Origin of the sequence: Tistlia consotensis USBA 355, assembly GCF_900177295.1 — a bacterium.
In the GTDB taxonomy this organism is placed as follows: Bacteria; Pseudomonadota; Alphaproteobacteria; order Kiloniellales; family DSM-21159; genus Tistlia; species Tistlia consotensis.
This window is the reverse complement of sequence record NZ_FWZX01000004.1, coordinates 174,998-200,374: the sequence shown is the minus strand read 5'-3', so window position 1 is coordinate 200,374 and position 25,377 is coordinate 174,998. Positions and strand designations below refer to the sequence as shown.

Here is a 25,377-nt window from a genome sequence, read left to right as displayed (position 1 = left end):
CCAGGCGGCGGATGACGGCCGGCGGCTCCGCGGCTAGGCTCACGCAACGCAGGACCGGCCGCTCGCGAACGGCCGGCCCCGAGAGGTCCACGACACGAACGGGAGGAGGTTTCCCATGGCATCGCTCACGATCCAGGCCAGCGACGGCAGCGGCAGCTTCGGCGGCTATCTTGCCCTGCCGGGCAAGACCCCGGCCGCGGCCGTCCTGGTGATCCAGGAGATCTTCGGCATCAACAAGGTGATGCGCGACCTCTGCGACGGCTTCGCCGCCCAGGGCTACCTCGCCTTCTCGCCGGACCTGTTCTGGCGCATCAAGCCGGGCATCGACATCACCGACCAGACCGAGGCCGAGTGGCAGCAGGCCTTCGAGCTGTTCCAGAAGTTCGACGTCGACAAGGGCATTGAGGACCTCAAGGCCTCGCTCACCACGTTGCGCGGGCACGAGGCCTGCAACGGCAGGGTCGGCAGCGTCGGCTACTGCCTGGGCGGCAAGCTGGCCTTCCTGATGGCGACGCGCTCCGACGCCGACTGCAACGTCAGCTACTACGGCGTCGGCCTGCTCGACCACATCGCCGAGGTCAAGAACATCGCGAAGCCGCTGCTGATGCACGTCGCCCGCGAAGACGGCTTCGTGCCCAAGGACCAGCAGGACGAGGTCGCCGCGGCGGTCGCCGCGAATGCCCACGTGACGCTGCACAGCTACGAGGGCCAGGACCACGCCTTCGCGCGGGAGGGCGGTGCCCACTACGACGCCGCGGCCGCCAGCACCGCCAACCAGCGCACCCGGGAGTTCTTCGCCCGTAACCTGCGCGACTAGCGCCTGTTCCGGGCCGTCGCGATCGGCTCGCCGATTCCCGTCCGGGCGCCCGCTAGGATAGCGCTGCTTCTGCCGGCGCCCGCCGTGCCGTCCCTGGCCGACGGATCCGCCCCCGGCACCACGAAACGAACCAGAACGAGGGAGAGAGCTACGTCATGCCGCATGCCATCCGCTTCCACGAGACCGGCGGCCCCGAGGTCCTGCGCTGGGAGGAGGTCGAGGTCGGCGCGCCGTCCGCCGGCCAGGTCCGGCTGCGGCAGACCGCCGTCGGCCTCAACTACATCGACACCTACCACCGCACCGGCCTCTATCCGGTGGCGCTGCCGAGCGGCATCGGCCTCGAGGCTGCCGCGGTCGTCGAGGCGGTCGGCGAGGGCGTGACCGAGCTTAAGCCCGGCGACCGGGTCGCCTATGCCGGCGGCCCGCTCGGGGCCTACGCCGAGGCGCGGCTGATGCCGGCCGACCGCGTGGTCAAGCTGCCCGATTCGATCCGCGACGAGACCGCCGCCGCGATGATGCTGCAGGGCATGACCGTCGAGTACCTGATCCGCCGCACCCACCGCTGCCAGAAGGGCGAGACCGTGCTGTGGCACGCCGCGGCCGGCGGCGTCGGCCTGATCGCCTGCCAGTGGCTCAAGTCGCTCGGCGTCGCGGTGATCGGCACGGTCGGCAGCGACGAGAAGGCTGCCCTCGCCAAGGCCCACGGCTGCACCCACACGATCAACTACCGCACGGAGAACTTCGTCGAGAAGGTCAAGGAGCTGACCGGCGGCGCCGGCGTCCCGGTGGTCTACGACGGCGTCGGCAAGGACACCTGGGACGGCTCGCTGGACTGCCTCTCCCCGCTCGGCCTGATGGTCTCCTTCGGCAACGCCTCGGGGGCCGTGGCGCCGGTCAACCTCGGCATCCTCAGCCAGAAGGGCTCGCTCTTCGTCACCCGTCCGACCCTGATGACCTACACGGCCAAGCGCGAGGACCTGGTGACCAGCGCCCAGGCGCTGTTCGAGGTCGTCGGCAGCGGCGCGGTCGAGATCGAGATCAACCAGCGCTACGCCCTCAAGGACGCGCAGCAGGCGCACCGCGACCTCGAGGCGCGCAAGACCACGGGCTCGACGATCCTGCTGCCCTGAGACGGCCGGCGCCGACGGCTCGCCGAAAAGACGCTGGCCTCGTCAGGCGAAGCGTGCCAGATGCGTGACTTGGCGATCCCGCGGCCCCCGGGGGCCGCGGGATCTTTTCCGTGCTACGTTGCCCGCCCGCCGACCCGCCCCGCCTCGCTCCCGGCGACGCCTGCCCCGACCACCCTGCCGGTACCGCCTTGAACGCGATCCTCGACAGCCGCCCGGTCTTCTTCATCCTCGGCCTCGTGCTGCTCATGGTCAGCGCGGCGATGCTGGTGCCGGCCTTCGTGGAATGGGGCTACGGCCATCCCGATTCCGCGGCCTACTTCATCTCCAGCGTGCCCTCGCTGTTCCTCGGCGGCGCCCTGGTGCTGGCCAACCGGAGCAGCGGCAAGATCGCCCTGCACCGGCGCGACGTCTACATCCTGACCGCGCTGACCTGGATCGTCGTGCCGGCCTTCGCCGGCGCGCCCTTCATGATCACCAACCTCGGCCTGTCGCCGGCCGACGCCTACTTCGAGTCGGTCTCAGGCCTGACCACGACCGGCTCGACGGTGATCGCCGACCTCGCCCAGGTCCGGCCCGGCCTCCTGATGTGGCGCTCGCTGCTGCAGTGGCTCGGCGGCATCGGCATCGTCGTCATGGCGATCGCGATCCTGCCCTTCCTGCGCGTCGGCGGCATGCAGCTGATGCGTGCCGAATCGTCCGACCGCTCGGACAAGATCCTGCCGCGCCCCGGCCAGACCGCGGCGGCGATCGGCGGCATCTACCTCGGCCTCAGCCTGCTCTGCGTGTTCGGCTACCTGGCCTCGGGCATGACGGTCTTCGAGGCGATCAACCACGCCATGACCACGCTCTCGACCGGCGGCTACTCGACCAGCAACACCTCGCTCGGCGCCTTCTCGCCGGCCGCCCAGTGGGTCGCGATCGTCTTCATGCTGTCCGGCGCCCTGCCCTTCGCGGCCTACGTCCGGGCGGTGCGCGGCGTGCGCGGCGCCCTGGTCAGCAACCCCGAGATCCGCCTGCTCGCCGGCGTCATGGTCGTCGCCAGCCTGCTGTTCGTGCTGCCGATCTGGCTGCACGGCACCGACCGGCCGGTCGAGGCGCTGCGCCACGCCGCCTTCACCGTCGCGACCCTGGTCACCACGACCGGCTACGCCTCGACCGACTATCAGCAGTGGGGCGGCTCTGCGGTCATCCTGGCCTTCCTGCTGACCATGGTCGGCGGCTGCACCGGCTCGACGGCCGGCGGCATCAAGATGCTGCGCTGGCGGGTCCTGGCGGTCCATGCCCACAGCATCGTGCGCCACACCGTCCAGCCGCACCGGGTGATCCCGCGCAGCTACCACGGCAAGCCGCTGCCCGACGACGTCGTCGCCGGCGTCATGGGCTTCTTCGTGCTCTACGTCGCGGTGGTCACCCTGATCGCCCTGGCGCTCGGCTTCTGCGGGCTCGACTTCATCACCGCGCTGTCGAGCTCGGCCCAGGCGGTCTCGAACGTCGGCCCGGGCCTCGGCGCGATCGTCGGCCCGTCCGGCAACTTCGCCAGCCTGCCCGACGCCGCCAAGTGGCTGCTCAGCCTGGGCATGATCCTCGGCCGGCTCGAGCTGCTGACTCTTCTGGTGCTGTGCGATCCGGCCTTCTGGCGCGCTTGACCGGCCTCAGTCGCCGTAGCCGAAGGCCTCGATCCAGGGCTGCAGGACCGGCAGGACCGGCGCCATCTGCGTCTCGTAGCGCCGCCAGCGGCCCTTCGCCCGGCCATGCAGCGGCTCGGTGACCTGGCGGTAGCTCGGCGTGTCGATGCGCCGGCCGCGCGCCGTCTTCACGTGGTCGAGCAGCGCCGGGTGCCAGGCGAGCCCCAGGAACTCGATCAGCGGACGGGCCGTCGCCTCGGGGTCGGCGATCAGGTCCTCGTAGCGCAGGCGGTGCACCGCCATCGGGAAGACCTCTTCGTAGCGCCGCCACAGGCCGAAGGCCCGGTCGTAGAGCCCCGCCGAGCCCTCCAGGGTCAGGAAGTTGGCCATCGCCGTGTTCAGGCGGAACTGCTGCATGAAGCAGCTCAGCACGCAGTCGCAGGGATGGCGTAGCGCCAGGATGAAGCGCGCCGAGGGGAAGAGCCGCTGGATCAGCGGCACCTCGACGAGGTTGAGCGGCAGCTTGTCGACGATCAGCCGGCCCGGCGCCGGCTCGACCCCCTCGTCCCGCACCGCCTGCCAGTAGCGGCCGCGCAAGGCCTCCAGCGCCGCCCGGTCGAGCCTCGCCAGGCTCTCGGGATAGTCCTCCGGCCGCGCGCCGGCGAGCAGCGCCTTCTCTTCCAGCACCGTCACGGCCGGGTGGCCGCTCAGGAACTGGTCGAGCAGCGTCGTGCCGGACCGCGGGAAGCCGACCAGGAAGACTGGCGCGCCTTCCGGCCTCTCCGGCAGCGGCGCGTCGAGCCAGTCTGGCCTGCCGACCGCGTCGAGCCAGCGCTCGAGCCGCTCGATGCCGGCCAGGAAGGCCTCCTTCGGCGCCCGCCGGCCCGCGGCCGAGACGCTCTGCAGCCGGTTGCCCTCGGCGAAGTGCCCGAAGGCCCGCGCGGCGTCGCCTTCGGCGTCGTAGAGCTGTCCGAGATCGAAGTGCCGGGCGTAGGCCCAGTCGCCCTGCCACTGCGGCCCCGGCCCCTCGGGCTCCAGCAAGGCGATCGCCCGCGCCCGGTCGCCGCGCCGCGCCGCGATGCGCGCGGCCGTCAGGGCCATGCCGGGATGCGGCAGCCCCGTGCCTGCCGCGAGCACCGCCTCGGCCTCGTCGAGCCGGCTGAGCCGCTCCAGCAGCGTCGCCTTGAGATAGAGGATCTCCGGCTGCCGCGGCTTCAGGGCCAGCGCCTTGTCGAACCAGGCGAGCGCCGCCTCGGACTCGCCGAGGTCGCGCAGCAGGTTGCCGAAGTTGGTCAGCAGCTCGACGCTGTCCGGCTTCAGCGCCAGCGCTCGCTCGTAGAGGTCCCGCGCCTCCGCGAGCTCGCCGAGATCGGCCAGGATCAGCGCCAGGTTGCCGAGGATGCCGACCTGCCCGGGATGGCGCCGGGCCAGCGCCCGGCCGGCCCTCTCGGCCTCGGCCAGCCGCTCGCCGCGGCGCAGAGCCGCCAAGAGGTTGCTGCCGATCTCCGCGACGCCCGGCGCCAGCTTCAGCGCCTGGCGGTAGAACCCGATCGCCTGGTCGAAGTCGCCGCGGGCCTGGGCCACGTCACCCAGCGCCGAGACCGGCCGCGGATCGCGCGGCGCCAGCTTGGCCGCCTGGCGGAACAGGCCCTCGGCCTCGGCGAGGCGCCCGGCCAGGGCCGCTCTCTGCGCCCGGCCGAGAAGGTCTGCATTGCCTGCCGGCGCCAGCAAGAAAGCCGCCTGCCCTCGTCGGGTCTCGTCGTTTCGGGGGCTACTGGTTCATCGCCTCGAAGAAGTCCGAGTTGTTCTTCGAGTGCTTCAGCTTGTCGAGCAGGAATTCCATCGAGTCGGTGACGCCCATCGGCATCAGGATGCGGCGCAGGACCCACATCTTCGACAGCGTGCCCTTGTCGACCAGCAGCTCCTCCTTGCGGGTGCCCGACTTGCCGATGTCGATCGCCGGGAAGGTGCGCTTGTCGGCCAGCTTGCGGTCCAGCACGATCTCGGAGTTGCCGGTGCCCTTGAACTCCTCGAAGATCACCTCGTCCATGCGGCTGCCGGTGTCGATCAGGGCGGTGCCGATGATCGTCAGGCTGCCGCCTTCCTCGATGTTGCGCGCCGCGCCGAAGAAGCGCTTCGGCCGCTGCAGGGCGTTGGCGTCGACGCCACCGGTCAGCACCTTGCCCGAGGACGGCACGACGGTGTTGTAGGCCCGCGCCAGTCGGGTGATCGAGTCGAGCAGGATCACCACGTCCTTCTTGTGCTCGACCAGGCGCTTGGCCTTCTCGAGCACCATCTCGGTGACCTGGACGTGGCGCTGCGCCGGCTCGTCGAAGGTCGAGGACACGACCTCGCCCTTCACCGTGCGGTCCATGTCGGTGACCTCCTCGGGCCGCTCGTCGATCAGCAGCACGATCAGGTAGACCTCGGGGTGGTTCGCCTCGATGGCACGTGCCAGGTTCTGCAGGATCACCGTCTTGCCGGTGCGCGGCGGCGCCACGATCAGGGCGCGCTGGCCCTTGCCGACCGGCGCCGTCAGGTCGATGACCCGGTTGGTCATGTCCTTGTAGGTCGGGTCGTCGATCTCGAGCGTCAGCTTCCGGGTCGGATAGAGCGGTGTCAGGTTGTCGAAGTTGATGCGGTGGCGCGTCGACTCCGGCTGGTCGAAGTTGATCGTCCGCACCTTGAGCAGCGCGAAGTAGCGCTCGCCGTCCTTGGGGCTGCGGATCTGGCCCTCGACCGTGTCACCGGTGCGCAGGCCGAAGCGCCGCACCTGGCTCGGGCTGACGTAGATGTCGTCCGGGCCGGCGAGGTAGTTGGCCTCGGGGCTGCGCAGGAAGCCGAAGCCGTCGGGCAGCACCTCCAGCACGCCGGCGCCGTAGATCGGCACCTCGTTGTCGGCCAGCTGCTTGAGGATCGCGAACATCATGTCCTGCTTGCGCAGGGTGCTGGCGTTCTCGATCTCGAGCTCCTCGGCATAGGCCAACAGGTCGGCCGGGGACTTCGCTTTGAGTTCCTGAAGATTCATGGCTCTACCGGCGCGTTGCCGCGCGTGTCGGATGGGGGGCGATGGCGGGGACCGCCCGGCCTCTCGGCCTTGTCGGGGGGCGGCACGGCCACGGGTGGAATGCAGCCGTTGCTGCCGTCCTGGCCTGCCGGATGATCACGGCGCGCGACGCGGACGGCGAATGGACTGGGAATGGCGCGGAAGGGTCCCTTGGCGGGCCGCTGTTCTCGAACCGAAGGTGGGATGCGAGCCGGGCGATGGCAAGCACCGCCGTCTCTTGCGACCGTCGATACCCGAGCCTGCCCGGCCCGTCAAGCGGATCGCGGCCGCGACCTCCGTTCAGAAGGGCTTGGCGACCGCCAGCAGCACGATGCCGATCATGAGCAGCGTCGGGGCCTCGTTCATGATCCGGTAGAAGCCGGCACCGCGCCGGTTGCGGTCCGCGGCGAAGTCCTTGCGCCAGCGCGAGAAGAAGCCGTGCAGCGCGAACATGCCGAGCAGCAGCAGGATCTTGCTGTGGAACCAGCCGGCGTGGAGCAGCCCCGGATTGGCCCAGAGCATCAGCAGGCCGAACAGCAGGGTCGCGATCATTGCCGGATTGACGATGGCCCTGAGCAGGCGCCGCTCCATCACCTTGAAGGTCTCGCTGGTCTCGGAGCCGGCCGCGGCCTGGGCGTGGTAGACGTAGAGCCGCGGCAGATAGAGCATCCCGGCCATCCAGGCGATCACCGAGATGACGTGCAGTGCCTTGATCCAGGGATAGACGCTCGCCAGGAAGTCGCTCATCGCCCGTCCTGCTCCTCCGTTGCCGCCGGCAGCCAGCCAGCCAGCTCGCGCCGCGTCAAGCCCTCCAGCAGATCGATCGAGCCCGGCGTGTCGTTGAGGCAGGGCAGGTAGGCGAAATGCTCGCCGCCGCCCTCCAGGAAGGTCTCGCGCAGGCCGATGTTGAGCTCCTCCAGCGTCTCGACGCAGTCGGCGACGAAGCCCGGGCTGATCACAGCCAGCCGTTTCGTGCCCTGGCGTGCCAGCTCGGCGGTCGTGACGTCGGCATAGGGCTGCAACCATTCCTTCGGCCCGAAGCGCGACTGGAAGACGATGCGCAGCCGCTCCTCCGGCCAGCCCAGCGCCTCGCGCAGCAGCCGCGCGGTCTTCTGGCAATGGCAGTGGTAGGGATCGCCCTTCGCCAGGTTCTCCTTGGGCAGGCCGTGGAACGAGGCGAGCAGGACCTCCGGCTCCCAGTCGAGCCGGGCGAGGCCGCTGCGGACGCTGTCGGCCAGGGCGCCGATGTAGGCCGGATCGTCGTGGTAGGGCGGCAGGGTGCGCACCGCCGGCTGCCAGCGCAGGGTCATCAGGTGCCGGAAGGCCTGGTCGCAGGCCGTGGCACTCGTCGCCGCGCTGTACTGCGGGTAGAGCGGCGCCAGCAGGACCCGCCGGCAGCCCGCGGCGAGCAGCGCGTCCAGGCGCTCGGCGATCGAGGGCCGGCCGTAGCGCATCGCCCAGTCGACGACCACCGCCTCCGCTGCGCCGAAGCGGCCGGCCAGCGCCTCGGCCTGGGCCCGGGTGATGGTCCTCAGCGGCGACTCGTCGCGCTCGCGGTTCCAGATCTTGGCGTAGTTCCGCCCGCTCCGCGTCGGCCGGGTCGTCAGGATCACGCCCTGCAGGATCGGCTGCCAGAGCCAGGGCGACAGCTCGACGACCCGGCGATCGCTGAGGAACTCCCGCAGGTAGCGACGCATCGCGTGATAGCCGGTGTCGTCCGGCGTGCCGAGGTTGATCAGCAGGACGCCGAGGCGCTCGTGCGGGACGGCCGGATGTCCGGCCGGCCTGCGCGCCTCTGCCCTCGCGTCCTCGCTCATCGCCCCGCTCCTCTTCCGGTTCCGCGCAAGAGCTAGGCCGTCGACCGACCGTGACCAGCCGGCCGTCCCCTCAAGCGCCACGCAGCAGCGTCATCAGGCGCTCGACATGGGCCGGCGGCGTCGATTTGTCGATGCCGTGGCCGAGATTGAAGACGAAGGGCCCGCCCCGGAAGGCCTCGAGAATGCGCCCGGCCTGACGCTCCAACGCCGGCTCGCCGACGATCAGTGCCACCGGATCGAGATTGCCCTGGACGCAGACCCGGCTCTGCAGCTCGGCCCGCGCCCAGTCGAGCGGCACGGTGGTGTCGAGCGACAGGGCATCGGCGCCGGCCCGCTCGGCGACGTCCCGGTAGAGCGCTCCGGCCCCCCGCGGAAACAGGATCACCGGCAGGTCCGGGTGGGACCGCTTGAGGGTCGCGACGATCCGCGTCGCCGGCTCCAGGCACCAGCGTCGGAACTGGTCGTCGGGCCAGACGCCGGCCCAGGAATCGAACAGCTGCACAGCCTCGGCACCGGCCTCGACCTGTGCCAGCAGGTAGTCGCTGGTGGCCTCGACCAGCAGGTCGATCAACCCCTGGAAGCCCGCCGGGTCGCCGTAGGCCCAGGACCGGCCCTTCTGGAAGTCGCGGCTCGAGCCGCCCTCGATCATGTAGCTGGCGACCGTCCAGGGCGCCCCGGCAAAGCCGATCAGCGCGGTCTCCGCCGGCAGCGAGCTGCGAAGCCGCCGCAGCGTCTCGAAGACCGGCGCCAGGCGCTCCCGCAGCGCCGACGGCTCGAGGCGCCCGATCGCGGCCGGCGAGTCGAGCGGCTCGAGCCGCGGGCCGGTCCCTTCCTCGAACCAGACCTTCTGGCCGAGGCCATGGGGCACCACCAGGATGTCCGAGAACAGGATCGCCGCATCGAAGCCGAAACGCCGTATCGGCTGCAGGGTGACCTCGACCGCGAGCTCCGGCGTCAGGCAGAGATCGAGGAAGTCGCCGGCCTCGGCCCGCGTCTTGCGGTACTCCGGCAGGTAGCGCCCGGCCTGGCGCATCAGCCAGACCGGCGGCGGCCAGACCGCCTCGCCGCCCAGGGCCCTCAGGAACCGCTTGTCTGCCGACTGTCCGGGCACCATCCGAGGGGTCCTTTCGTGGGAGCCGAGGGGTCAGGTGCTTTCCCTACTCCAGTTTCTCTTATCGAATAAAGGTTTGAAGGCTGTTGTAGTAGAGGCTGTGGATGACGGGGATCGGCCTGTTTCAGCAAGTCCTCCCCAGGACTCTCCGCCCGGGCCGCCGGATCGGCCGGCCGGGGAAAAGCGTGGGGAGCTCGACGCACGGCAACCGGCCGGGCGGGCCTTGCGCGGTCTTCGGAATCAGGGGGATAACAGGGAAAAGTTTCTGCCGGGACCTCGGTCCACAGGCAGGGAGGAGGACCATCCACCTGGGCAGCACCGCCGGAAGGACTTGTCGGCTTCCGGGGAGGGAAATCGACCCGCTGCCCGTTTCGCCGACCTGTCCACCGCCATCGACGGCTTTTCCCGGGGACCCTGAGGACAGCTTGCCGAGCTACCATCATCTCCACCTGGTGTCCGACGCGACCGGCGAGACCGTCGGCACCGTGGTGCGCGCCTGCTCGGTGCAGTTCCGCCAGATCGAGACGATCGAGCACGCCTGGACCATGGTGCGCACGCCGCTGCACATGGAACGCGTGCTGGCCGGCATCGGCGCCAACCCCGGCCCGGTGCTCTTCACCCTGGTCGACGGCAAGCTGCGCCGCCAGCTGACCGAAGGCTGCGCACGCCTGGCGGTGCCCTGCGTGTCGATCCTCGATCCGGTCATCGCCGTGCTGGCCAGCCACTACGGTGTCGAGACCGAGGGCCGCCCCGGCGCCCAGCACGAGATGGATGCCGAGTACTTCGAGCGGATCGCCGCGATGGACTTCGCGCTGGCCCACGACGACGGTGCCGGCCTGGAGACGATCCACAAGGCGGATGTGATCCTGCTCGGCGTGTCGCGGACCTCGAAGACGCCGACGACGGTCTATCTCGCGAACCGCGGCATCAGGGCCGCGAACTACCCGCTGGTGCCTGGTGTGGCGCTGCCGCAGGAGATCGAGCGGGCCGAGGGCCCGCTGATCGTCGGCCTGACCAAGGATCCTGCGCGGCTGGTCGACATCCGGCGCAACCGGCTGAGAATGATCGGCGGCGACGCCAAGGAGGACGACTACGTCGACCTCGACTCGGTGCGCCGCGAGGTTGCCGAGGCGCGCCGTCTCTTCACCCGCCACGGCTGGCCGGTCGTCGACGTCACGCGTCGCTCGATCGAGGAGACGGCGGCGGCGATCATCACCCGCCTCGCCAATCACCGCGCCGAGCAGGCCGAAGGGGCCGCCCGATGAGCGCTCTGCTGTACGAGACGGCGGCGCCGGACCTCGTCTTGGCCTCGGCCAGCGGCTCGCGGCGGCGGCTGCTCGGCGCGGCCGGGCTCGCCTTCGAGGCGCTTGCTGCCGGCGTCGACGAGTCGGAAGTCAAGGAGTCGCTCAAGGCCGAGGGCGCCGAGCCGATCCAGGCCGCCGAGACCCTGGCCGAGCTGAAGGCGGCGCGGATCGCGGCACAGCGGCCGGGTGCGCTGGTGATCGGCGCCGACCAGCTGCTCGCCTGCGAGGGCCGCTGGTACGACAAGCCGGCCGATCTCGCGGCCGCGGCGGACCAGCTGCTGGCGCTCGCCGGCCACACCCACAGCCTGGAGACGGCGGTCTGTGTCGTGCAGAACGGTACCCGGCTGTGGCACCATAACGCGGTCTGCCGCCTGACCATGCGCCCTTTCGACCGTGCCTTCGTCGACCGCTACCTGGCGGCGGTCGGGCCGGCCGCCCTCGAGTCGGTCGGCGGCTACCAGCTCGAGGGTCTCGGCGTGCAGCTGTTCAGCCGCATCCAGGGCGACTTCTTCGAGATTCTCGGCCTGCCGCTGCTGCCGCTGCTCGGCTTCCTGAGGGATCGCGGCGTGGTGCCGAGATGACGAGAGGACTGGGGGGAAAGGCGACGTGATCCTGTCCGGCAAGGCGAAGCTGGCCGGCGTGCTGGGCTGGCCGGTCGGGCATTCCCGTTCGCCGCGGCTGCACGGCTTCTGGCTCGAGCACTACGGCATCGACGGCGCCTACCTGCCGCTGCCGGTCCGTCCGGAGCGTTTCAAGGCAGCGGTCCGGGCCCTCGCCGACCTCGGCTTCCGGGGTGCCAACGTGACCGTGCCGCACAAGCTGGCCGCCCATGAGCTCGCCGACAGCCTGACCGGGCGCGCCGAGGCGATCGGCGCGGTCAACACCCTGGTCTTCGAGGACGGCCGGATCCGGGGCGACAACACCGACGGGATCGGCTTCTACGAGAACCTGCGCACCGCTGCGCCGCGCTGGCCGCCGTCGGATGGCCCGGCGGTAGTGCTCGGCGCCGGCGGAGCGGCCCGTGCCGTGCTCGTCGCGCTGCGCGACGCCGGTGTCCCGGAGATCCGCCTGCTCAACCGGACCCGGCCGACCGCCGAGCGGCTGGCCGCCGAGCTCGGCGGCGGCATCCGGGCGCTGGACTGGGAGCGGCGGCCGGAGGCGCTGGCGGAGGCCTGTCTCCTGGTCAACACGACCTCGCTCGGCATGACAGGGCAGCCGGCCCTGGAGCTGGATCTTGCGGCCCTGCCGCGCGAAGCCGCGGTCTGCGACCTGGTCTACGCGCCGCTGACCACGCCCCTGCTGGCGGCGGCAGAAGCGCGCGGCAACCCCACGGTCGACGGGCTCGGCATGCTGCTGCACCAGGCGGTGCCGGGCTTCGCCGCCTGGTTCGGCGTCGAGCCCCAGGTCACGCCGGCCCTGCGCGCCTTCGTGCTGGCACCGGGATGACCGCCCGACGCGCTTCCGGACGGCGCGGTGGTCGCCCCGGTGGCCACCCCCGCGTGCTCGGCCTGACCGGCTCGATCGGCATGGGCAAGTCGACGGCGGCCGGCATGCTGCGCCGGCTCGGCGTCCCGGTGCACGACGCCGATGCCGCCGTGCACCGCCTGATGGCCAAGGGCGGCGCGGCGGTGCCGGCGATCGAGGCGGCCTTCCCCGGCGTCGTCGTCGAGGGGCGGGTCGACCGCCGCCGGCTCGGCGCCCGGGTCTTCGCCGATCCGGCGGCGCTGCGCCGGCTCGAGGCGATCCTGCATCCGCGGGTCCGGGCCGCGGCGCGGCGCTTCGTCGAGCGCCACGCCCGGCGCCGGGTGCCGCTGATCTGCCTCGACATTCCCCTGCTGTTCGAGACCGGCGGCGAGGCGCAGTGCGACGCCGTCGCCGTGGTCACGGCCCCGTCCTGGCTGCAGCGGCAGCGTGTGCTGCGCCGCCCCGGCATGACCGAGGACAAGTTCCGGCAGATCCTGGCGCAGCAGCTGCCCGATGCCGAAAAGCGCCGCCGGGCACAATTTGTGGTGCAGACGGGACTGGGTAAGCGCGATACCTTGAGGCAGTTGCGGTCTATCGTCCGGCAGATGGAAGCCAGCCCATGCGGGAAATCGTCCTCGACACGGAAACCACGGGCCTCGACCCGAACGGCGGCCACCGCATCGTCGAGATCGGCTGCGTCGAGCTGATCAATCGCCTGCCGACCGGGCAGGTCTTCCACGTCTACATCAATCCGGAGCGGGACATCCCCGAGGACGCCCTCCGGGTCCACGGCATCACCTCCGAGTTCCTGGCGGACAAGCCCCGTTTCGCCGAGATCGCCGAGGATTTCCTGGCCTTCATCGCCGGCGACCCCCTGATCATCCACAACGCCGCCTTCGACATCGGCTTCCTCAATGCCGAGCTGCAGCGCCTGAAGCATCCGCCGCTGCCGATGGAGCGCTCGATCGACACGGTGCAGATCGCCCGCAAGCGCTTCCCGGGCGCGCAGGCCAGCCTCGACGCGCTCTGCCGGCGTTTCGAGATCGACCTGTCGGGTCGCGACCTGCACGGTGCGCTGCTCGACTGCCGGCTGCTCGCCGAGGTCTATCTGGAGCTGCACGGCGGGCGCCAGCCGGGCCTCGAGCTGGCCCGCGAGCGGGCGCAGGCCGTCGTCGCGGCGGTACCGGCCGCCGAGCGCCGCCGCCGCGAACCTCGGCCGCACGCCCCGAGCGAGACGGAGCTCGCGGCGCACGCACGCCTGCTGGAAAAGCTCAAGGAGCCGCTCTGGCGGCAGTAGCCGCCCGCGCCGCGGGGCCCGTGGAGAGGCCCGGCCGGCTCAGGCCTCGGCGAAGCCGCCCTGGCGGCGCTGCTCGTAGAGTCGCGTGAAGTCGATCGTGTTGATCAGCACCGGCGGGAAGCCGCCGTCGCGGGTCACGTCCGCAATGACCCGGCGTGCGAAGGGAAAGACCGTGCGCGCGCCTTCGATCATCAGCAGCTGCTGGACCGTATCGTTGTCGAGCGTCGGCTCGACGGTGCAGAGCGCGCCGTACTCGAGCTCGAGCACGAAGGCGGTCTGCTCGGCCTGCTTCGCGGTCAGGTCGATCTTCAGCAGCAGCTCGTAGATCTGCTCCTGCAGGCGCCGGGCCCCGACGTCGAGCTTGACCTCGATCTTCGGCTGCTCCCCCTGGTTGGCCAGGCTGGCCGGCGCGTTCGGGTTCTCGAACGACAGGTCCCGGACGTACTGGCTGTGCACCACCAGGGGCGGCTGGTTCGACGGCTCGGCTGGCGGGGCGCCGTTGCCGGCGGCGGTCTCGTCGAGATCGCTCATCGCGCTGCTGGATCCTCGATCTGGCTCTGCAAAGGGCGCTTCGCTACCACGTCGGCACCGATCCCCACAAGCAGCGCCGGTGTCCTAGGCCGACGAAGCGCCGCTGCCGGCGGGATCGAAGCGCAGGTGGGTGCCGTTGGCGATCGCCTCGCCGGTCAGGCCGCGGATGAAGGCCCAGTGCGAGACCACGAGGGTCTCGCGCCAGTCCTCCCGAGCGGCGATCCGCTCCCGGAACGAACGGCAGCGCAGCAGCATCTCGCTCTCCGGCTCCTCGCCGTCGGGCCACCAGCGCTCGGGCAGCCCGCCGAAGTCGAGGTGCGGCCAGCCCTGCTCGAGCGCCGAGCGCGGGCTGCCGACGTCGCAGACGAAGAAGGCGCGCTCGCGCACCAGCGGCTCGACCACCACCTCGACCTCGGACTCCAGGGTCTGCAGCAGCTCGGCCGCGGTCTCCAGCGTGCGGCGATAGGGACTGACCAGGACCCGCCGGATCCCGGCGCCGGCCAGCGCCCGGCCGGCCGCGGCGGCCTGGCGCCGCCCCTCGTCGGTCAGGCCCGGATCGACGATGCCCGGATCGATCCGCGTCTTGTTGAAGTGCAGGTTGAAGTGCGATTCGCCGTGGCGCAGCAGGATCATCGGGACGCTCCGCCCTTCGGCTCGTCGGGCTCGTCGGCGGCCCGGCCGGGTCCCGGCAGGACCTCAGCGGAGCCGCCGGCCGGGGTCTCCTCGTCGCCGACCTCGGTCCATTCGCCCTCGATCGTGCCCGGCGGCGCGCCGCGGCCCCAGCGGCTGCGCGGCCCGGCCGGCCCCGGCTCGCCGGGGCGGATCTCCTCGCCGTTGACGAAGATCCGGGTGCCGGCGTTGCCGGCGCGCGCGCGCGCCTCGAGATGACGGGCGAAGGCGCGGCGCAGCCAGCGGCGCACCGGCGGCAGGAACAGCGAGGCGCCGACGAGATCGGTGACGAAGCCGGGGGTCAGCAGCAGGGCGCCGGCGGCCAGCAGGCAGACGCCGTCGAACAGCTCGCGCGTCGGGATCTCGCCCTGGTCCATCTGGCGGCGCGCCCGCGCCAGCGTGGCCATGCCCTGCAGGCGCAGCTGCCAGGATCCGAGCAGCGCGGTCAGGATGATCAGCGCCAGCGTCGGCCACAGGCCGATCCAGTCGCCGACCCGGATGAACACCGCGATCTCGACGACCGGGATGGCGAGGAACAGCAGCAGAAGAACCAGACCCATCCTTGCCCTTTCTCGTGTGGGTGCTTATGTCTTGGGGGCGCCGGAGGCCGCTGGCAAGGAATTATGCCAGCGGACAGTTCGGTGCGCTCGGCCGCTTCCTTCGCTGCGAGCCGCGGGGGCCCAAGGGCCGACGCTGGAAGCTTTACCGGCCCGACCTGATGTTGGGCCCGAGGAACGGATCGGCGGCGATGGGTGACGGTTTCCAATACGTGGACATTCTCTTCTTTGCCGCCATTGCGGCCTTCCTGGTGCTGCGCCTGCGCAGCGTGCTGGGCAAGCGCACCGGACACCAGTCGAACGACTTCGACCCCTTCCGCGACCGCCAGGGCGCGGAGAAGGCGGCCGACGAGAAGATCGTGCGCCTGCCCGACGGTCGCCGTCCGGCCGAGCCGCAGCCGGCCGACCAGCCCGAGGACACCGCCCTGGCCGGGACCGAGCGGCCGGCCGTCAAGGGCGTGGCCGCGGTCCGGGCGGCCGATCCCGCCTTCGACGAGGCCGGTTTCCTGCAGGGCGCCCGCGCCGCCTTCGAGATGATCGTGACGGCCTTCGCCCAGGGCGACGCCAAGGCCCTGCGCCCGCTGCTCGCCGACGAGGTCTACAAGGACTTCTCCGGCGCCATCGACGAGCGGCAAGCGCGCAAGGAGACCCTGGACACGACCCTGGTTGGCATCGAGAAGGCCGAACTGGCGGAGGCCGAGCTGCAGGGCCGCACCGCCTTCGTCACCGTCCGCTTCGTTTCGCAGCAGGTCAACGTGACCCGCGACGCCGAGGATCGCATCGTCGACGGCGACGCCAACGAGGTCGAGACGATCACCGACCTCTGGACCTTCGCGCGCAACGTCAAGAGCCGCGATCCCAACTGGAAGCTGGTCGCGACCCAGAGTTCCCAGTAGCGGGCCGTGGCGTCGCCTCGGCCCGCTCCCGCGCGCGCGGCGGCCTCGCTGCGGCTGGCGGCGCTCGTCCTGTGCGGCGCCCTGCTCGCCGCCTGCAGCCGCGAGACCCCGGCGCCGCCGGAGCCGAGCGCCGGATACCAGCCGAGCGATTTCGCCGCCCTGCCGGGCTGGCGCGACGACGACCTGCTGGCCGCATTGCCGGCCCTCGAGCGCTCCTGCGGCCGGCTCGCCGGGCTCGACGGCGACGCGGCCGTCGGCCCGGCCGCTCTGCGCCTGCGCGCGGCCGACTGGCGTCCGCTCTGCCAGAGCCTGAGAGGCTTCCACGGCGACGGCGCGACGCTGCGCGAGGTGCTGGAATGGCACCTGCAGCCGGTCGCGGTGACCGACCAGGGCGGCGATCCCGAGGGCACCTTCACCGGCTACTACGAGAGCGAGCTGTCCGGGGCCGAGAAGCCGGGCCCGGGCTACCGGGTCCCGCTGCTCGGCCCGCCGCCCGGATTGGCGCTCGACACGATCGGCGGCGGCTGGTTCTCCGGGCCGGCGCAGCAGGTCTGGCGCTTCGACGCCGGCAGGGAGCGCGAGCCGGTGCCCGACCGCGCGGCAATCGAGACCGGGGCGCTCAAGGGCTATGCGAAGCCGATCCTCTGGCTCGCCGACCCGGTCGAGGCGCACATCCTGCACATCCAGGGGTCCGGGCGGGTCCGCCTGCCCGACGGCCGGGTCGTCCAGGTCGGCTATGCCGGCTCGAACGGCAAGGCCTTCACCGGCATCGCCCGGGTGCTGCTCGACGAGGGCCTGATCACGCCGGGCCAGGCCTCGATGCAGCAGGTCCGCGCCTGGCTGAAGGCCCATCCCGAGCAGGCCCGCACGCTGATGCGCCGCAACGCCCGCTACATCTTCTTCAAGCGCATCGAGGGCCCCGGCCCGATCGGTGCCGAAGGCGTCGCCTTGACGCCGGGGCGCTCGCTCGCCGTCGACACCCGCTTCGTGCCGCTCGGCGCGCCGCTCTGGCTCGACACGCGCTGGCCGGCCGGCGACCGGCCCCTGCGACGCCTGGTTGTCGCCCAGGATGTCGGCAGCGCCATCAAGGGCCAGGTGCGCGGCGACTTCTTCTTCGGCGCCGGCGAGCAGGCCTTCCAGCTGGCCGGCCGCATGAAGCGCGACGGCCGCTACTGGCTGCTGCTGCCGCGCCGGGCCCTGGCGCGCCGGGTGGCGGCGGCTGTCGGCGGCGACTAGCGGCCGGGATCCGGGCCGGGACCCGCGGTCGCGCCGGCTTGCCATTTCGCCGGGGCCGCCCCATTCTCCGCCGCGCGGAAGGGCAAAAGGCCGAGATGCCACAGAACAGCGAGAGACAGCCGGGGCCGCGGGTCGGCCTCTTCGTGACCTGCCTGGTCGACCTGATCCGGCCGTCGGTCGGCTTCGCGGCGGTCCGGCTGCTGGAGGCGGCCGGCTGTCGGGTCGAGGTGCCCGAGGCCCAGACCTGCTGCGGCCAGCCCACCTACAACTCGGGTGACCGGGCGGACACCAAGGCGATCGCGCGGCAGGTCGTCGCCGCCTTCGAGCCCTACGACTACGTCGTGGCGCCCTCGGGCTCCTGCGCGGCGATGATCCGCGACCACTATCCGGCGCTCTTCGCCGACGAGCCGGACGTCCTGCCACGGGTCCGCGCCGTCGCCGGCAAGACCTGGGAGCTGGTCAGCTTCCTGGCCGACGTGATGGAGCTCGAGACGGTGCCGGGCCGCTTCGCCGGCACGATCACCTACCACGATTCCTGCTCGGGCCTGCGCGAGCTCGGCATCAAGGCGCAGCCGCGCCGCCTGCTCGGCAGCGTCGAGGGCCTGGAGCTCAAGGAACTGCGCGACGCCGAGGTCTGCTGCGGCTTCGGCGGCACCTTCTGCGTTAAGTACCCGGAGATCTCCGACAAGATCGTCAGCGAGAAGTGCGCGGCGATCGAGGAGTCGGGTGCCGGACTGCTGCTGGCCGGCGACCTGGGCTGCCTGCTCAACATGGCCGGCAAGCTGAAGCGCCGCGGCAGCGCGGTCGAGGCGCGCCACGTCGCCGAGGTGCTGGCCGGCGAGCTCGACCAGCCGGCGATCGGCGAGCCGGGGGAATAGCGGCGATGCAGGCGACCTCGCGCAACTTCAAGGACAACGCCCACCGGGCCCTGGAGGACGCCAACCTCCAGAAGGCCATGGGCTTCGTGCGCACCGGCTTCATCGACAAGCGCAAGGCCGCGGCCGACGCGCTGCCCGAGTTCGAGGCGCTGCGCGACGCCGCGCGCGACATCAAGAACCACACCCTCGCCAACCTCGACCGCTACCTGGAGCGCTACGAGGCCAAGGCCACGGAGACCGGTGCGCAGGTCCACTGGTGCACGACCGCCGAGGACGCCCGCGAGACGATCCTGGAGATCTGCCGCTCGGTCGGCGCGCGCACCGCGACCAAGGGCAAGTCCATGATCGCCGAGGAGATCGGCCTCAACGACTTCCTGGAGAGGAACGGCATCACGCCGATCGAGACGGACCTCGGCGAGTACATCATCCAGCTGCGCAAGGAGCCGCCGAGCCACATCATCGCGCCGGCGGTGCACGTCACCCAGGACCAGGTCGAGGCCGATTTCCGCAGCCACCACAAGGCGCTGCCGGCCGACCGTTCGCTCGCGGAGCCGCAGCAGCTGGTCGCCGAGGCGCGCGAGATGCTGCGCCAGAAGTACCTGGACGCCGACGTCGGCATCACCGGCGCCAACTTCCTGGTCGCCGAGACCGGGACCTCGGTCATCGTGACCAACGAGGGCAACGGCGACCTGACGCAGATCCTGCCGAAGATCCACATCGTCATCGCCTCGATCGAGAAGGTCATCCCGACCCTCGAGGACCTGGGCGTGATCCTGCGCGTCCTCGCGCGCTCGGCGACCGGCCAGGAGATGTCCGCCTACACGACGCTCTCGACCGGCCCCAAGCGGCCCGACGATCCGGACGGCCCGGAGCAGTACCACGTCGTGATCCTGGACAACGGCCGCTCGGCGATGCTGGGCACCGAGTACCAGGAGATGCTGCGCTGCATCCGCTGCGGCGCCTGCATGAACCACTGCCCGGTGTACCATGCCGTCGGTGGACACGCGTACGGCTGGGTGTACGTCGGCCCGATGGGCGCCGTGCTGACGCCGAGCCTGATCGGCGTCGACCAGGCCGGCCACCTGCCGAATGCCTCGACCTTCTGCGGCCGCTGCGAGTCGGTCTGCCCGATGCGCATCCCCCTGCCCAAGATGATGCGCCACTGGCGCGAGCGCGAGTTCGAGCGCCACCTCAATCCGCCGGCCTGGCGCTGGGGCCTCAAGGCCTGGGCCTTCCTGGCGCGCCGGCCGAGGCTCTACCAGGCCCTGACCGGCCTGCAGGTCCGCCTGATGGGCCTCGCCGGCCGCCGCAGGGGACGCTTCGCGAGCCTGCCGCTGGCCGGCGGCTGGACCGAGCACCGGGACTTCCCGGCGCCCCAGGGCCGGACCTTCCAGCAGCTCTGGGCCGAGCGGAAGCGCGCGGCATGAGCGGCGAGCGCAGCAGCACGGCGCGGGGCCAGATCCTCGGCGCGATCCGCCGCGCGGTGAAGCGCGACGGCACCGACGCCGGGTCGGCGGTCGAGCGCCGCCTGGCCGAGCACCCCGAGGGCCCGCGCGTCGAGCGCGCCCGCCTGCCGCACGAGGCCCTGGTCGCCCTCTTCGTCGAGAAGGTCGAGGCAGTCCAGGGCAGCGTCGCCCGCGTCGACAGCCCCGAAGCGCTGCCCGAGGCGGTCGCCGACTATCTGAAGCGCCACAACCTGCCGACCGCCCTCCGGGTTGCGCCGGATCCGGCCCTGACCGACCTGCCGTGGCAGGAGAAGGCGCCGCTGCTCTCGGTCTCGGCCGGGCGCGCCGAGGCCGCCGACGCGGTCTCGCTGACCGGCTGCTTCGCCGGCGTTGCCGAGACCGGCACGCTGATGCTGGCCTCCGGACCCGAGGCGCCGACCACGCTCAACTTCCTGCCCGAGACCCATCTGGTCGTGCTGCGCGAGAGCGACCTGGTCGGCCCCTACGAGGAGGCCTGGCGGAAGCTGCGCGCCCGCGAGGGCGCCGAGGGCCCGGGGGGTGCCCTGCCGCGCACCGTCAATTTCGTAACCGGGCCGTCGCGCACCGGCGACATCGAGCAGAAGATCCAGCTCGGCGCGCACGGCCCGCGCCGCCTGCACGTCCTGCTGGTCGCCGACGGCGAAGGCTGAGCCGCCGTGGCCGAGGACCGGCACCGGCCGTCCCGCCCCCGGCTGCCGCCCGACATGGACCTCTGGCAGCGGGTCGCGCGTGAGGTCACGCCGCTGCGCCGCAACCGCATCGGCGGCGTCGCCGTTCCGGAGCCGGAACCGGCACCGCCGCCGCCCGAGCCGGCGCCGCCGAAGGCCCGGCCGGAGCGGCTGCTGCAGCCGCGCGCCCTGCCCCGGCCGGTCGCCACGGAGCCGCGCCCCTCGCTCAGCCACGGCTCGCTCGCCGATCTCGACCGGCGCACCGCCCAGCGCCTGCAGCGTGGCCGGCTGCCGATCGAGGCGACCCTCGACCTGCACGGCCTGAACCAGGCCGCGGCCCACGAGGCGCTCAACGGCTTCATCGCGCGCTCCGAGGCGCTCGGCCGGCGCTGCGTGCTGATCGTCACCGGCAAGGGCCTGGGCCGCGAGGAGTCCGGCGTGCTGCGCCGCCAGGTGCCTCACTGGCTGAACCAGGCGCCGCTGCGCCAGCGGGTCCTGGCCTTCGACTACGCCCGGCCGGAGCACGGTGGCCAGGGCGCGCTCTACCTGCTGCTGAAGCGGCGGCGCGAGAAGCCCTAGCGGCGGCGCTCTTCCGCGATAAACTGGATTCCGGTTATCGGGAGCGCGTCATGACACCCTTCGGCCAGCGGCTGCGCGCCCTGCGTGCCGAGCACGGCAGGAGCCTCGCCGAGACGGCGGCGGCGCTCGGCGTCTCCTCGGCCTATCTCTCGGCCCTGGAGCACGGTCACCGCGGCCGGCCTTCGCCCGAGCTGATCCACCGGGCCTGCCAGCACTTCAACATCATCTGGGACGAGGCCGAGGAGCTGGCCCGCCTGGCCCGCCTGTCCCACCCGCGCGTCACGGTCGATACGGCCGGCCTCAGTCCCGAGGCGACCCTGCTCGCCAACCGGCTCGCCGAGCGGATCGCCGATCTGCAGCCGGCGCGCCTGGCTGCGTTGCTCGAACTGCTGGAGTCGCCGGACATTCCGTCCGGCGGACGCTCACAGGGCTGACCGCCGCCCCGTCTTCCCTGCGGGCGTGGCGCCCAGCGGACCGACGGCGGCGGAGGCGGATGTTTCGAGACCTTTCCGGACGGCAGGAGCTTCTCGACAGGGCCAACCGGCTGCACGGCCAGGGCCGGCTGCGCGAGGCCGAGATCCTCTATCGCCGGGTCCTGCTCGCCGACCCGCAGCAGCCAGACGCCCTGGCCCTGCTCGGCGGCCTGCTCGCCGAGCGCCAGCGCGGCACCGAGGGCAACCTGCTGATCCGCCAGGCGCTGGCCGGGCGGCCGGGCGATCCGGCGCTGCATGTCGCGCTGGGGCGCAGCGAGATGAAGGCCGGCGACCTCGGCGCTGCCGAGGCCTGCTACCGGGCCGCCCTGCAGTTCAACGCCGCCCACGAGGAAGGCGTGCTGACCCTCGCCGGGATGCTGCTCGACCAGGGCCGGGTCGAGGAGGCGGAGCGCGTCCTGCGCGGCGCCCTCAGCCACGAGTCCGACGGGCCGGCGGTGCTGCGCCTGCTGGCCCAGGTCTGCGAGCGCCTCGGCAAGGCCGAGGAGGCCGAGCTGCTCTACGAGCGGGTCCACGACGCCGATCCGGAGGACCTCGCGGTGCTGCTGGCGCTCGGCCGCCTGCGCCTCGCCGACGGCCGGCCGGGTGCGGCCCTGGAGGCCTTCCACGGTGCCGTGCTGCTCGACGACGGCGCGGCCGAGGTCCACGAGGGCCTCGGCCGTTGCCTGGTCGGGCTGGGCCGGGCGGAGGAGGCGGTCGCCGAGTTCCGGGCCGCGCTGCTGCGCGATCCGGCCCGCGCCGCCGGCTGGCGCGCGCTGGTCACCTGCCTGCTCGACCTCGGCGAGCTGGAGAGCGCGGCCGAGGCGCTGGACCAGGCCGCGGCGCTGGTCGCCGGGCCGGCGCGCTGGAAGGCGCAGCTCTTCGCCGAGCTGGCCGAGGCCTGGCGCGGCCAAGCTGCCGCCGAGCGCGCCCTGGCGGCGCTGGTCAAGGGGCTCGCCCAGGATCCGCGGGAGCTGTCGCTCTACCGCTCGCTGGCGCCGGTGCTGCGCGCCAACGGCCGCGCCGGCGAGGCCGAGGCGCTGTTCGACTTCCCGCGCCTGCTGCTCTGGCGCCAGATCCGCGAGGTCCCGGACTTTCCGAGCCCGGCGGCCTTCAACCGGGCGCTGGCCCAGCAGCTGCGCGACCGCGCCGACCGGCGGCCGGCGGAGGCCGAGGGCGCCGACGCCGGCCAGCACGGCGGCTGGCGCTCGGGCGAGCTGTTCGGGCGGCCGTCGGCCGCGCTGGTCGCGCTGGAGCGGCTGGTCCGGGCGGCGGCCGGCGACTATCTCGCCGGGCGCGAGGGCCTGGACGGCAACCCCTTCCTCGCCGAACCGCCGACGCGCCTGGCGCTGCGCGGCCGGGCGATCGGCCTTGCCGCCTCGGGCTGGCTGGAGCCGCAGACCCGGCCCGATGCCTTCCTGTCGGGCCTCTATTTCCTGGAGGTGCCGCGCGAGATCGCGCGCGGCGAGGACGCGGCCGGCTGCCTGCGCTTCTACGACGCCGAGCTGCAGGGCGAGGCGACGCGCTTCGAGACGCTGCGGCCGAAGCCCGGGCTGCTGGTGCTGGCGCCCGGCTACTTCCGCCACGGCACCCTGCCGTTCCGGTCCTGGCGCGAGTGCCTGGCGGTGCTCTTCGACCTGGTCGAGGCGGCGGCCGGCGAGGCCGGCGCGAGGGGCGCCTCTAGAGGATGAACTTGCTGAGGTCGGCGTTCTTGGCCAGCTCGCCGACCCGCCCGCGGACCAGGGCGGCGTCGATGGCGACGCTCTCCCCGGAGCGGTCCGAGGCGGTGAAGGAGATCTCCTCCAGCAGCTTCTCCATGACCGTGTGCAGGCGCCGCGCGCCGATGTTCTCGACGCTCGAGTTGATCTCGGCGGCGAGGTCGGCCAGGGCGTCGATCGCCTCCTCGGCGAAGTCCAGGCTGACGCCCTCGGTCTTCATCAGCGCGGTGTACTGGCGGATCAGCGAGTTCTCCGGCTCGGTCAGGATGCGCTTGAAGTCGTCGCGGGTCAGCGCCGAGAGCTCGACGCGGATCGGCAGGCGGCCCTGCAGCTCGGGCAGCAGGTCCGAGGGCTTGGCGGTGTGGAAGGCGCCGGAGGCGATGAACAGGATGAAGTCGGTCTTCACCTGGCCGTACTTGGTCGCGACCGTCGTGCCCTCGATGAGCGGCAGCAGGTCGCGCTGCACGCCCTCGCGGCTGACGTCGGCGCCCGAGCGCAGGTCGGAGCGCGAGGCGACCTTGTCGATCTCGTCGAGGAAGACGATGCCGTTCTGCTCGACCGTGCGGATCGCCTCGCCGGTCACCTTCTCCTCGTCGATCAGCTTGTCGGATTCCTCGGCCATCAGGATGTCGTAGGACTCCTGGACGGTCATCTTCTTGGTCTTGGTCTTGCCGCCGAAGGCCTTGCCGAAGATGTCGTTGAGGTTGACCATGCCCATCTGGGCCCCGGGCATGCCGGGGATGTCCATGGTCGGCAGCTGCAGGCCGCCGGTGTCGCGGATCTGCAGCTCGATCTCCTTGTCGTCGAGCTGGCCGCTGCGCAGCAGGCGGCGGAACTTGTCCTTGGTCTCGCGGCCGGAGCTCTCGCCGACCAGGGCGTCGATCACGCGGTTCTCGGCGGCGATCTCGGCCTTGGCCTGGACCTCGCGGCGCAGCCGCTCGCGGGTCATATGCAGCGCGACCTCGACCAGGTCCCGGACGATCGACTCGACGTCGCGGCCGACGTAGCCGACCTCGGTGAACTTGGTCGCCTCGACCTTGACGAAGGGCGCCTGGGCCAGCTTGGCGAGGCGCCGGGCGATCTCGGTCTTGCCGACGCCGGTCGGGCCGATCATCAGGATGTTCTTGGGCAGCACCTCGTCGCGCAGCTCGTCGGACAGCTGCTGGCGCCGCCAGCGGTTGCGCAGGGCGATCGCCACGGCGCGCTTGGCGTCGCGCTGGCCGACGATGTAGCGGTCCAGCTCCGAGACGATCTCGCGCGGGCTGAAGGCCGCGGCGGCCGGCACGGCGCTCTCGCCGTCCTTGTCGCGCGGGCCCGGCCCGGCGGCGCCGTCCGGCGCGTCGCCGGGCGTTGCGGGGGGCAGGTCAGAGGCGTTCGAGAACGAGTTCATGATTCGTGTACACGCAGATATCGGCCGCGATGGCCATGGAACGGCGGGCGATGTCCTCGGCGTCGATGCCGTCGACCGGCATGAGTGCGCGCGCGGCCGAGAGCGCGTACATGCCGCCGGAGCCGATGCCGATCAGGCCGTCCTGCGGCTCCAGCACGTCGCCGGTGCCGGTCAGGACCAGGGAGATCGACTTGTCGGCGACCGCCATCATCGCCTCGAGCCGGCGCAGGGCCCGGTCCATGCGCCAGTCCTTGGCCAGCTCGACGCAGGCCCGGGTCAGCTGGCCCGGATAGGTCTCCAGCTTGGCCTCGAGCCGCTCGAACAGGGTGAAGGCGTCGGCGGTCGCGCCGGCGAAGCCGGCGACGACCTCGCCGCTCTTGCCGATCCGACGGACCTTGCGGGCGTTGGACTTGATGACGGTCTGGCCGAGCGTCACCTGGCCGTCGCCGGCGACGACGCACAGGCCGTCCTTGCGCACGGAGAGGATGGTGGTCCCGTGCCAGAGAGTGCTGTCTTCGGACATGCCGGACAAATGGCGGGGCGGAGGCCGGCGGTCAAGGCGAAGCATCGCGCCGTCCGCCATATGGGCGATCCGGCTTAGGCTTTGCCCTGGCCGGGCGGTGCTGCTAAACAGCCGGCCTTCGGACAGGCTCGAGCGTCGCGCTCGCCGTTCCGGCCCCTGTTCCAGCA

General features: G+C 72.0%; 26 protein-coding genes. 16 read left to right on the top strand and 10 right to left on the bottom strand.

Annotated features, from left to right (window positions below; genetic code table 11):
* Positions 1-115: 115 nt before the first annotated feature.
* The 3 genes from B9O00_RS07770 (at position 116) to B9O00_RS07760 (ending at position 3,593) form a co-directional block, all read left to right on the top strand.
* Positions 116-817, top strand: a complete 702-nt coding sequence (locus B9O00_RS07770; RefSeq protein WP_085121895.1) for a dienelactone hydrolase family protein — start codon at positions 116-118, stop codon at positions 815-817.
* A 155-nt stretch (positions 818-972) separates the two neighbouring features.
* Positions 973-1,947, top strand: a complete 975-nt coding sequence (locus B9O00_RS07765; protein WP_085121894.1) for a quinone oxidoreductase family protein — start codon at positions 973-975, stop codon at positions 1,945-1,947.
* 110 nt (positions 1,948-2,057) lie between these two features.
* The gene (locus B9O00_RS07760; RefSeq protein WP_218822787.1) at positions 2,058-3,593 is read left to right on the top strand and encodes a TrkH family potassium uptake protein; all 1,536 of its coding nucleotides are present in this window, start codon (positions 2,058-2,060) and stop codon (positions 3,591-3,593) included.
* A 6-nt stretch (positions 3,594-3,599) separates the two neighbouring features.
* Here B9O00_RS07760 and B9O00_RS07755 read toward each other — a convergent pair whose 3' ends face one another.
* The 5 genes from B9O00_RS07755 to hemE all read right to left on the bottom strand — a co-directional run bounded on the left by B9O00_RS07755 (position 3,600) and on the right by hemE (position 9,549).
* Positions 3,600-5,303 (bottom strand): tetratricopeptide repeat-containing sulfotransferase family protein, encoded by a 1,704-nt coding sequence (locus B9O00_RS07755; protein ID WP_085121893.1) that lies wholly within the window; start codon positions 5,301-5,303, stop codon positions 3,600-3,602.
* Between the two features lie 40 nt (positions 5,304-5,343).
* The gene (gene rho / locus B9O00_RS07750) at positions 5,344-6,600 is read right to left on the bottom strand and encodes a transcription termination factor Rho (protein WP_085121892.1); all 1,257 of its coding nucleotides are present in this window, start codon (positions 6,598-6,600) and stop codon (positions 5,344-5,346) included.
* A 318-nt stretch (positions 6,601-6,918) separates the two neighbouring features.
* Positions 6,919-7,365, bottom strand: a complete 447-nt coding sequence (gene hemJ, locus B9O00_RS07745) for a protoporphyrinogen oxidase HemJ (protein WP_085121891.1) — start codon at positions 7,363-7,365, stop codon at positions 6,919-6,921.
* Positions 7,362-8,435 carry a ferrochelatase gene (gene hemH / locus B9O00_RS07740; RefSeq protein ID WP_085121890.1) on the bottom strand — a complete coding sequence of 358 codons (1,074 nt, stop codon included), beginning with the start codon at positions 8,433-8,435 and terminating at the stop codon, positions 7,362-7,364. The genes hemJ and hemH overlap by 4 nt, the downstream gene beginning before the upstream one ends.
* A 70-nt stretch (positions 8,436-8,505) precedes the next feature.
* Positions 8,506-9,549, bottom strand: a complete 1,044-nt coding sequence (gene hemE / locus B9O00_RS07735) for a uroporphyrinogen decarboxylase (RefSeq protein WP_085121889.1) — start codon at positions 9,547-9,549, stop codon at positions 8,506-8,508.
* Positions 9,550-9,971: 422 nt separating this feature from the next.
* Between hemE and B9O00_RS07730 the strand changes: the two genes are divergently transcribed.
* From B9O00_RS07730 to dnaQ, 5 genes are read left to right on the top strand one after another with little or no spacing between them, the layout of a single operon-like run.
* Positions 9,972-10,811 (top strand): pyruvate, water dikinase regulatory protein, encoded by an 840-nt coding sequence (locus B9O00_RS07730; RefSeq protein ID WP_235017063.1) that lies wholly within the window; start codon positions 9,972-9,974, stop codon positions 10,809-10,811.
* Positions 10,808-11,431: a Maf family protein gene (locus tag B9O00_RS07725; RefSeq protein ID WP_085121887.1), complete on the top strand. Its 624-nt coding sequence runs from the start codon at positions 10,808-10,810 to the stop codon at positions 11,429-11,431. Before B9O00_RS07730 ends, B9O00_RS07725 begins: the two co-directional genes overlap by 4 nt.
* 25 nt (positions 11,432-11,456) lie before the next feature.
* The gene (locus B9O00_RS07720; RefSeq protein ID WP_085121886.1) at positions 11,457-12,296 is read left to right on the top strand and encodes a shikimate dehydrogenase; all 840 of its coding nucleotides are present in this window, start codon (positions 11,457-11,459) and stop codon (positions 12,294-12,296) included.
* On the top strand, positions 12,293-13,021 hold the full coding sequence (coaE, locus tag B9O00_RS07715) for a dephospho-CoA kinase (protein WP_085121885.1): 729 nt from the start codon (positions 12,293-12,295) through the stop codon (positions 13,019-13,021). The genes B9O00_RS07720 and coaE overlap by 4 nt, the downstream gene beginning before the upstream one ends.
* Positions 12,934-13,611: a DNA polymerase III subunit epsilon gene (gene dnaQ / locus B9O00_RS07710; RefSeq protein ID WP_085121884.1), complete on the top strand. Its 678-nt coding sequence runs from the start codon at positions 12,934-12,936 to the stop codon at positions 13,609-13,611. The genes coaE and dnaQ overlap by 88 nt, the downstream gene beginning before the upstream one ends.
* A gap of 39 nt (positions 13,612-13,650) precedes the next feature.
* Here the strand turns inward: dnaQ and secB are convergent, their stop codons facing one another.
* From secB to B9O00_RS07695, 3 genes are all read right to left on the bottom strand, one after another.
* The gene (gene secB, locus B9O00_RS07705) at positions 13,651-14,142 is read right to left on the bottom strand and encodes a protein-export chaperone SecB (protein ID WP_085121883.1); all 492 of its coding nucleotides are present in this window, start codon (positions 14,140-14,142) and stop codon (positions 13,651-13,653) included.
* An 84-nt stretch (positions 14,143-14,226) separates the two neighbouring features.
* Positions 14,227-14,775, bottom strand: coding sequence for a histidine phosphatase family protein (locus tag B9O00_RS07700; protein ID WP_085121882.1), 549 nt, complete (start codon positions 14,773-14,775; stop codon positions 14,227-14,229).
* On the bottom strand, positions 14,772-15,371 hold the full coding sequence (locus B9O00_RS07695; RefSeq protein WP_085121881.1) for an FxsA family protein: 600 nt from the start codon (positions 15,369-15,371) through the stop codon (positions 14,772-14,774). Before B9O00_RS07695 ends, B9O00_RS07700 begins: the two co-directional genes overlap by 4 nt.
* 188 nt (positions 15,372-15,559) lie before the next feature.
* Between B9O00_RS07695 and B9O00_RS07690 the strand changes: the two genes are divergently transcribed.
* The 8 genes from B9O00_RS07690 to B9O00_RS07655 all read left to right on the top strand — a co-directional run bounded on the left by B9O00_RS07690 (position 15,560) and on the right by B9O00_RS07655 (position 23,270).
* Entirely contained in the window at positions 15,560-16,264 is a 705-nt protein-coding gene (locus B9O00_RS07690) for a Tim44/TimA family putative adaptor protein (protein WP_085121880.1), read from the top strand.
* Positions 16,265-16,270: 6 nt separating this feature from the next.
* On the top strand, positions 16,271-17,500 hold the full coding sequence (mltA, locus tag B9O00_RS07685; protein WP_085121879.1) for a murein transglycosylase A: 1,230 nt from the start codon (positions 16,271-16,273) through the stop codon (positions 17,498-17,500).
* Between the two features lie 95 nt (positions 17,501-17,595).
* The gene (locus tag B9O00_RS07680) at positions 17,596-18,378 is read left to right on the top strand and encodes a (Fe-S)-binding protein (RefSeq protein WP_085121878.1); all 783 of its coding nucleotides are present in this window, start codon (positions 17,596-17,598) and stop codon (positions 18,376-18,378) included.
* 5 nt (positions 18,379-18,383) lie between these two features.
* Entirely contained in the window at positions 18,384-19,805 is a 1,422-nt protein-coding gene (locus tag B9O00_RS07675; protein ID WP_085121877.1) for a lactate utilization protein B, read from the top strand.
* Entirely contained in the window at positions 19,802-20,512 is a 711-nt protein-coding gene (locus B9O00_RS07670; protein WP_085121876.1) for a LutC/YkgG family protein, read from the top strand. Before B9O00_RS07675 ends, B9O00_RS07670 begins: the two co-directional genes overlap by 4 nt.
* A 6-nt stretch (positions 20,513-20,518) precedes the next feature.
* Positions 20,519-21,109 carry a Smr/MutS family protein gene (locus tag B9O00_RS07665; RefSeq protein ID WP_235017062.1) on the top strand — a complete coding sequence of 197 codons (591 nt, stop codon included), beginning with the start codon at positions 20,519-20,521 and terminating at the stop codon, positions 21,107-21,109.
* A gap of 50 nt (positions 21,110-21,159) precedes the next feature.
* Positions 21,160-21,543: a helix-turn-helix domain-containing protein gene (locus tag B9O00_RS07660; protein ID WP_085121875.1), complete on the top strand. Its 384-nt coding sequence runs from the start codon at positions 21,160-21,162 to the stop codon at positions 21,541-21,543.
* A gap of 59 nt (positions 21,544-21,602) precedes the next feature.
* Positions 21,603-23,270, top strand: a complete 1,668-nt coding sequence (locus B9O00_RS07655; RefSeq protein ID WP_085121874.1) for a tetratricopeptide repeat protein — start codon at positions 21,603-21,605, stop codon at positions 23,268-23,270.
* Here the strand turns inward: B9O00_RS07655 and hslU are convergent.
* Together hslU and hslV are read right to left on the bottom strand one after the other, a co-directional pair.
* The gene (hslU, locus tag B9O00_RS07650; RefSeq protein ID WP_085121873.1) at positions 23,260-24,687 is read right to left on the bottom strand and encodes an ATP-dependent protease ATPase subunit HslU; all 1,428 of its coding nucleotides are present in this window, start codon (positions 24,685-24,687) and stop codon (positions 23,260-23,262) included. The two genes, B9O00_RS07655 and hslU, sit on opposite strands and share 11 nt — an antisense overlap.
* Positions 24,662-25,210, bottom strand: a complete 549-nt coding sequence (gene hslV / locus B9O00_RS07645) for an ATP-dependent protease subunit HslV (protein WP_085122017.1) — start codon at positions 25,208-25,210, stop codon at positions 24,662-24,664. The genes hslU and hslV overlap by 26 nt, the downstream gene beginning before the upstream one ends.
* Between the last annotated feature and the right edge of the window lie 167 nt (positions 25,211-25,377).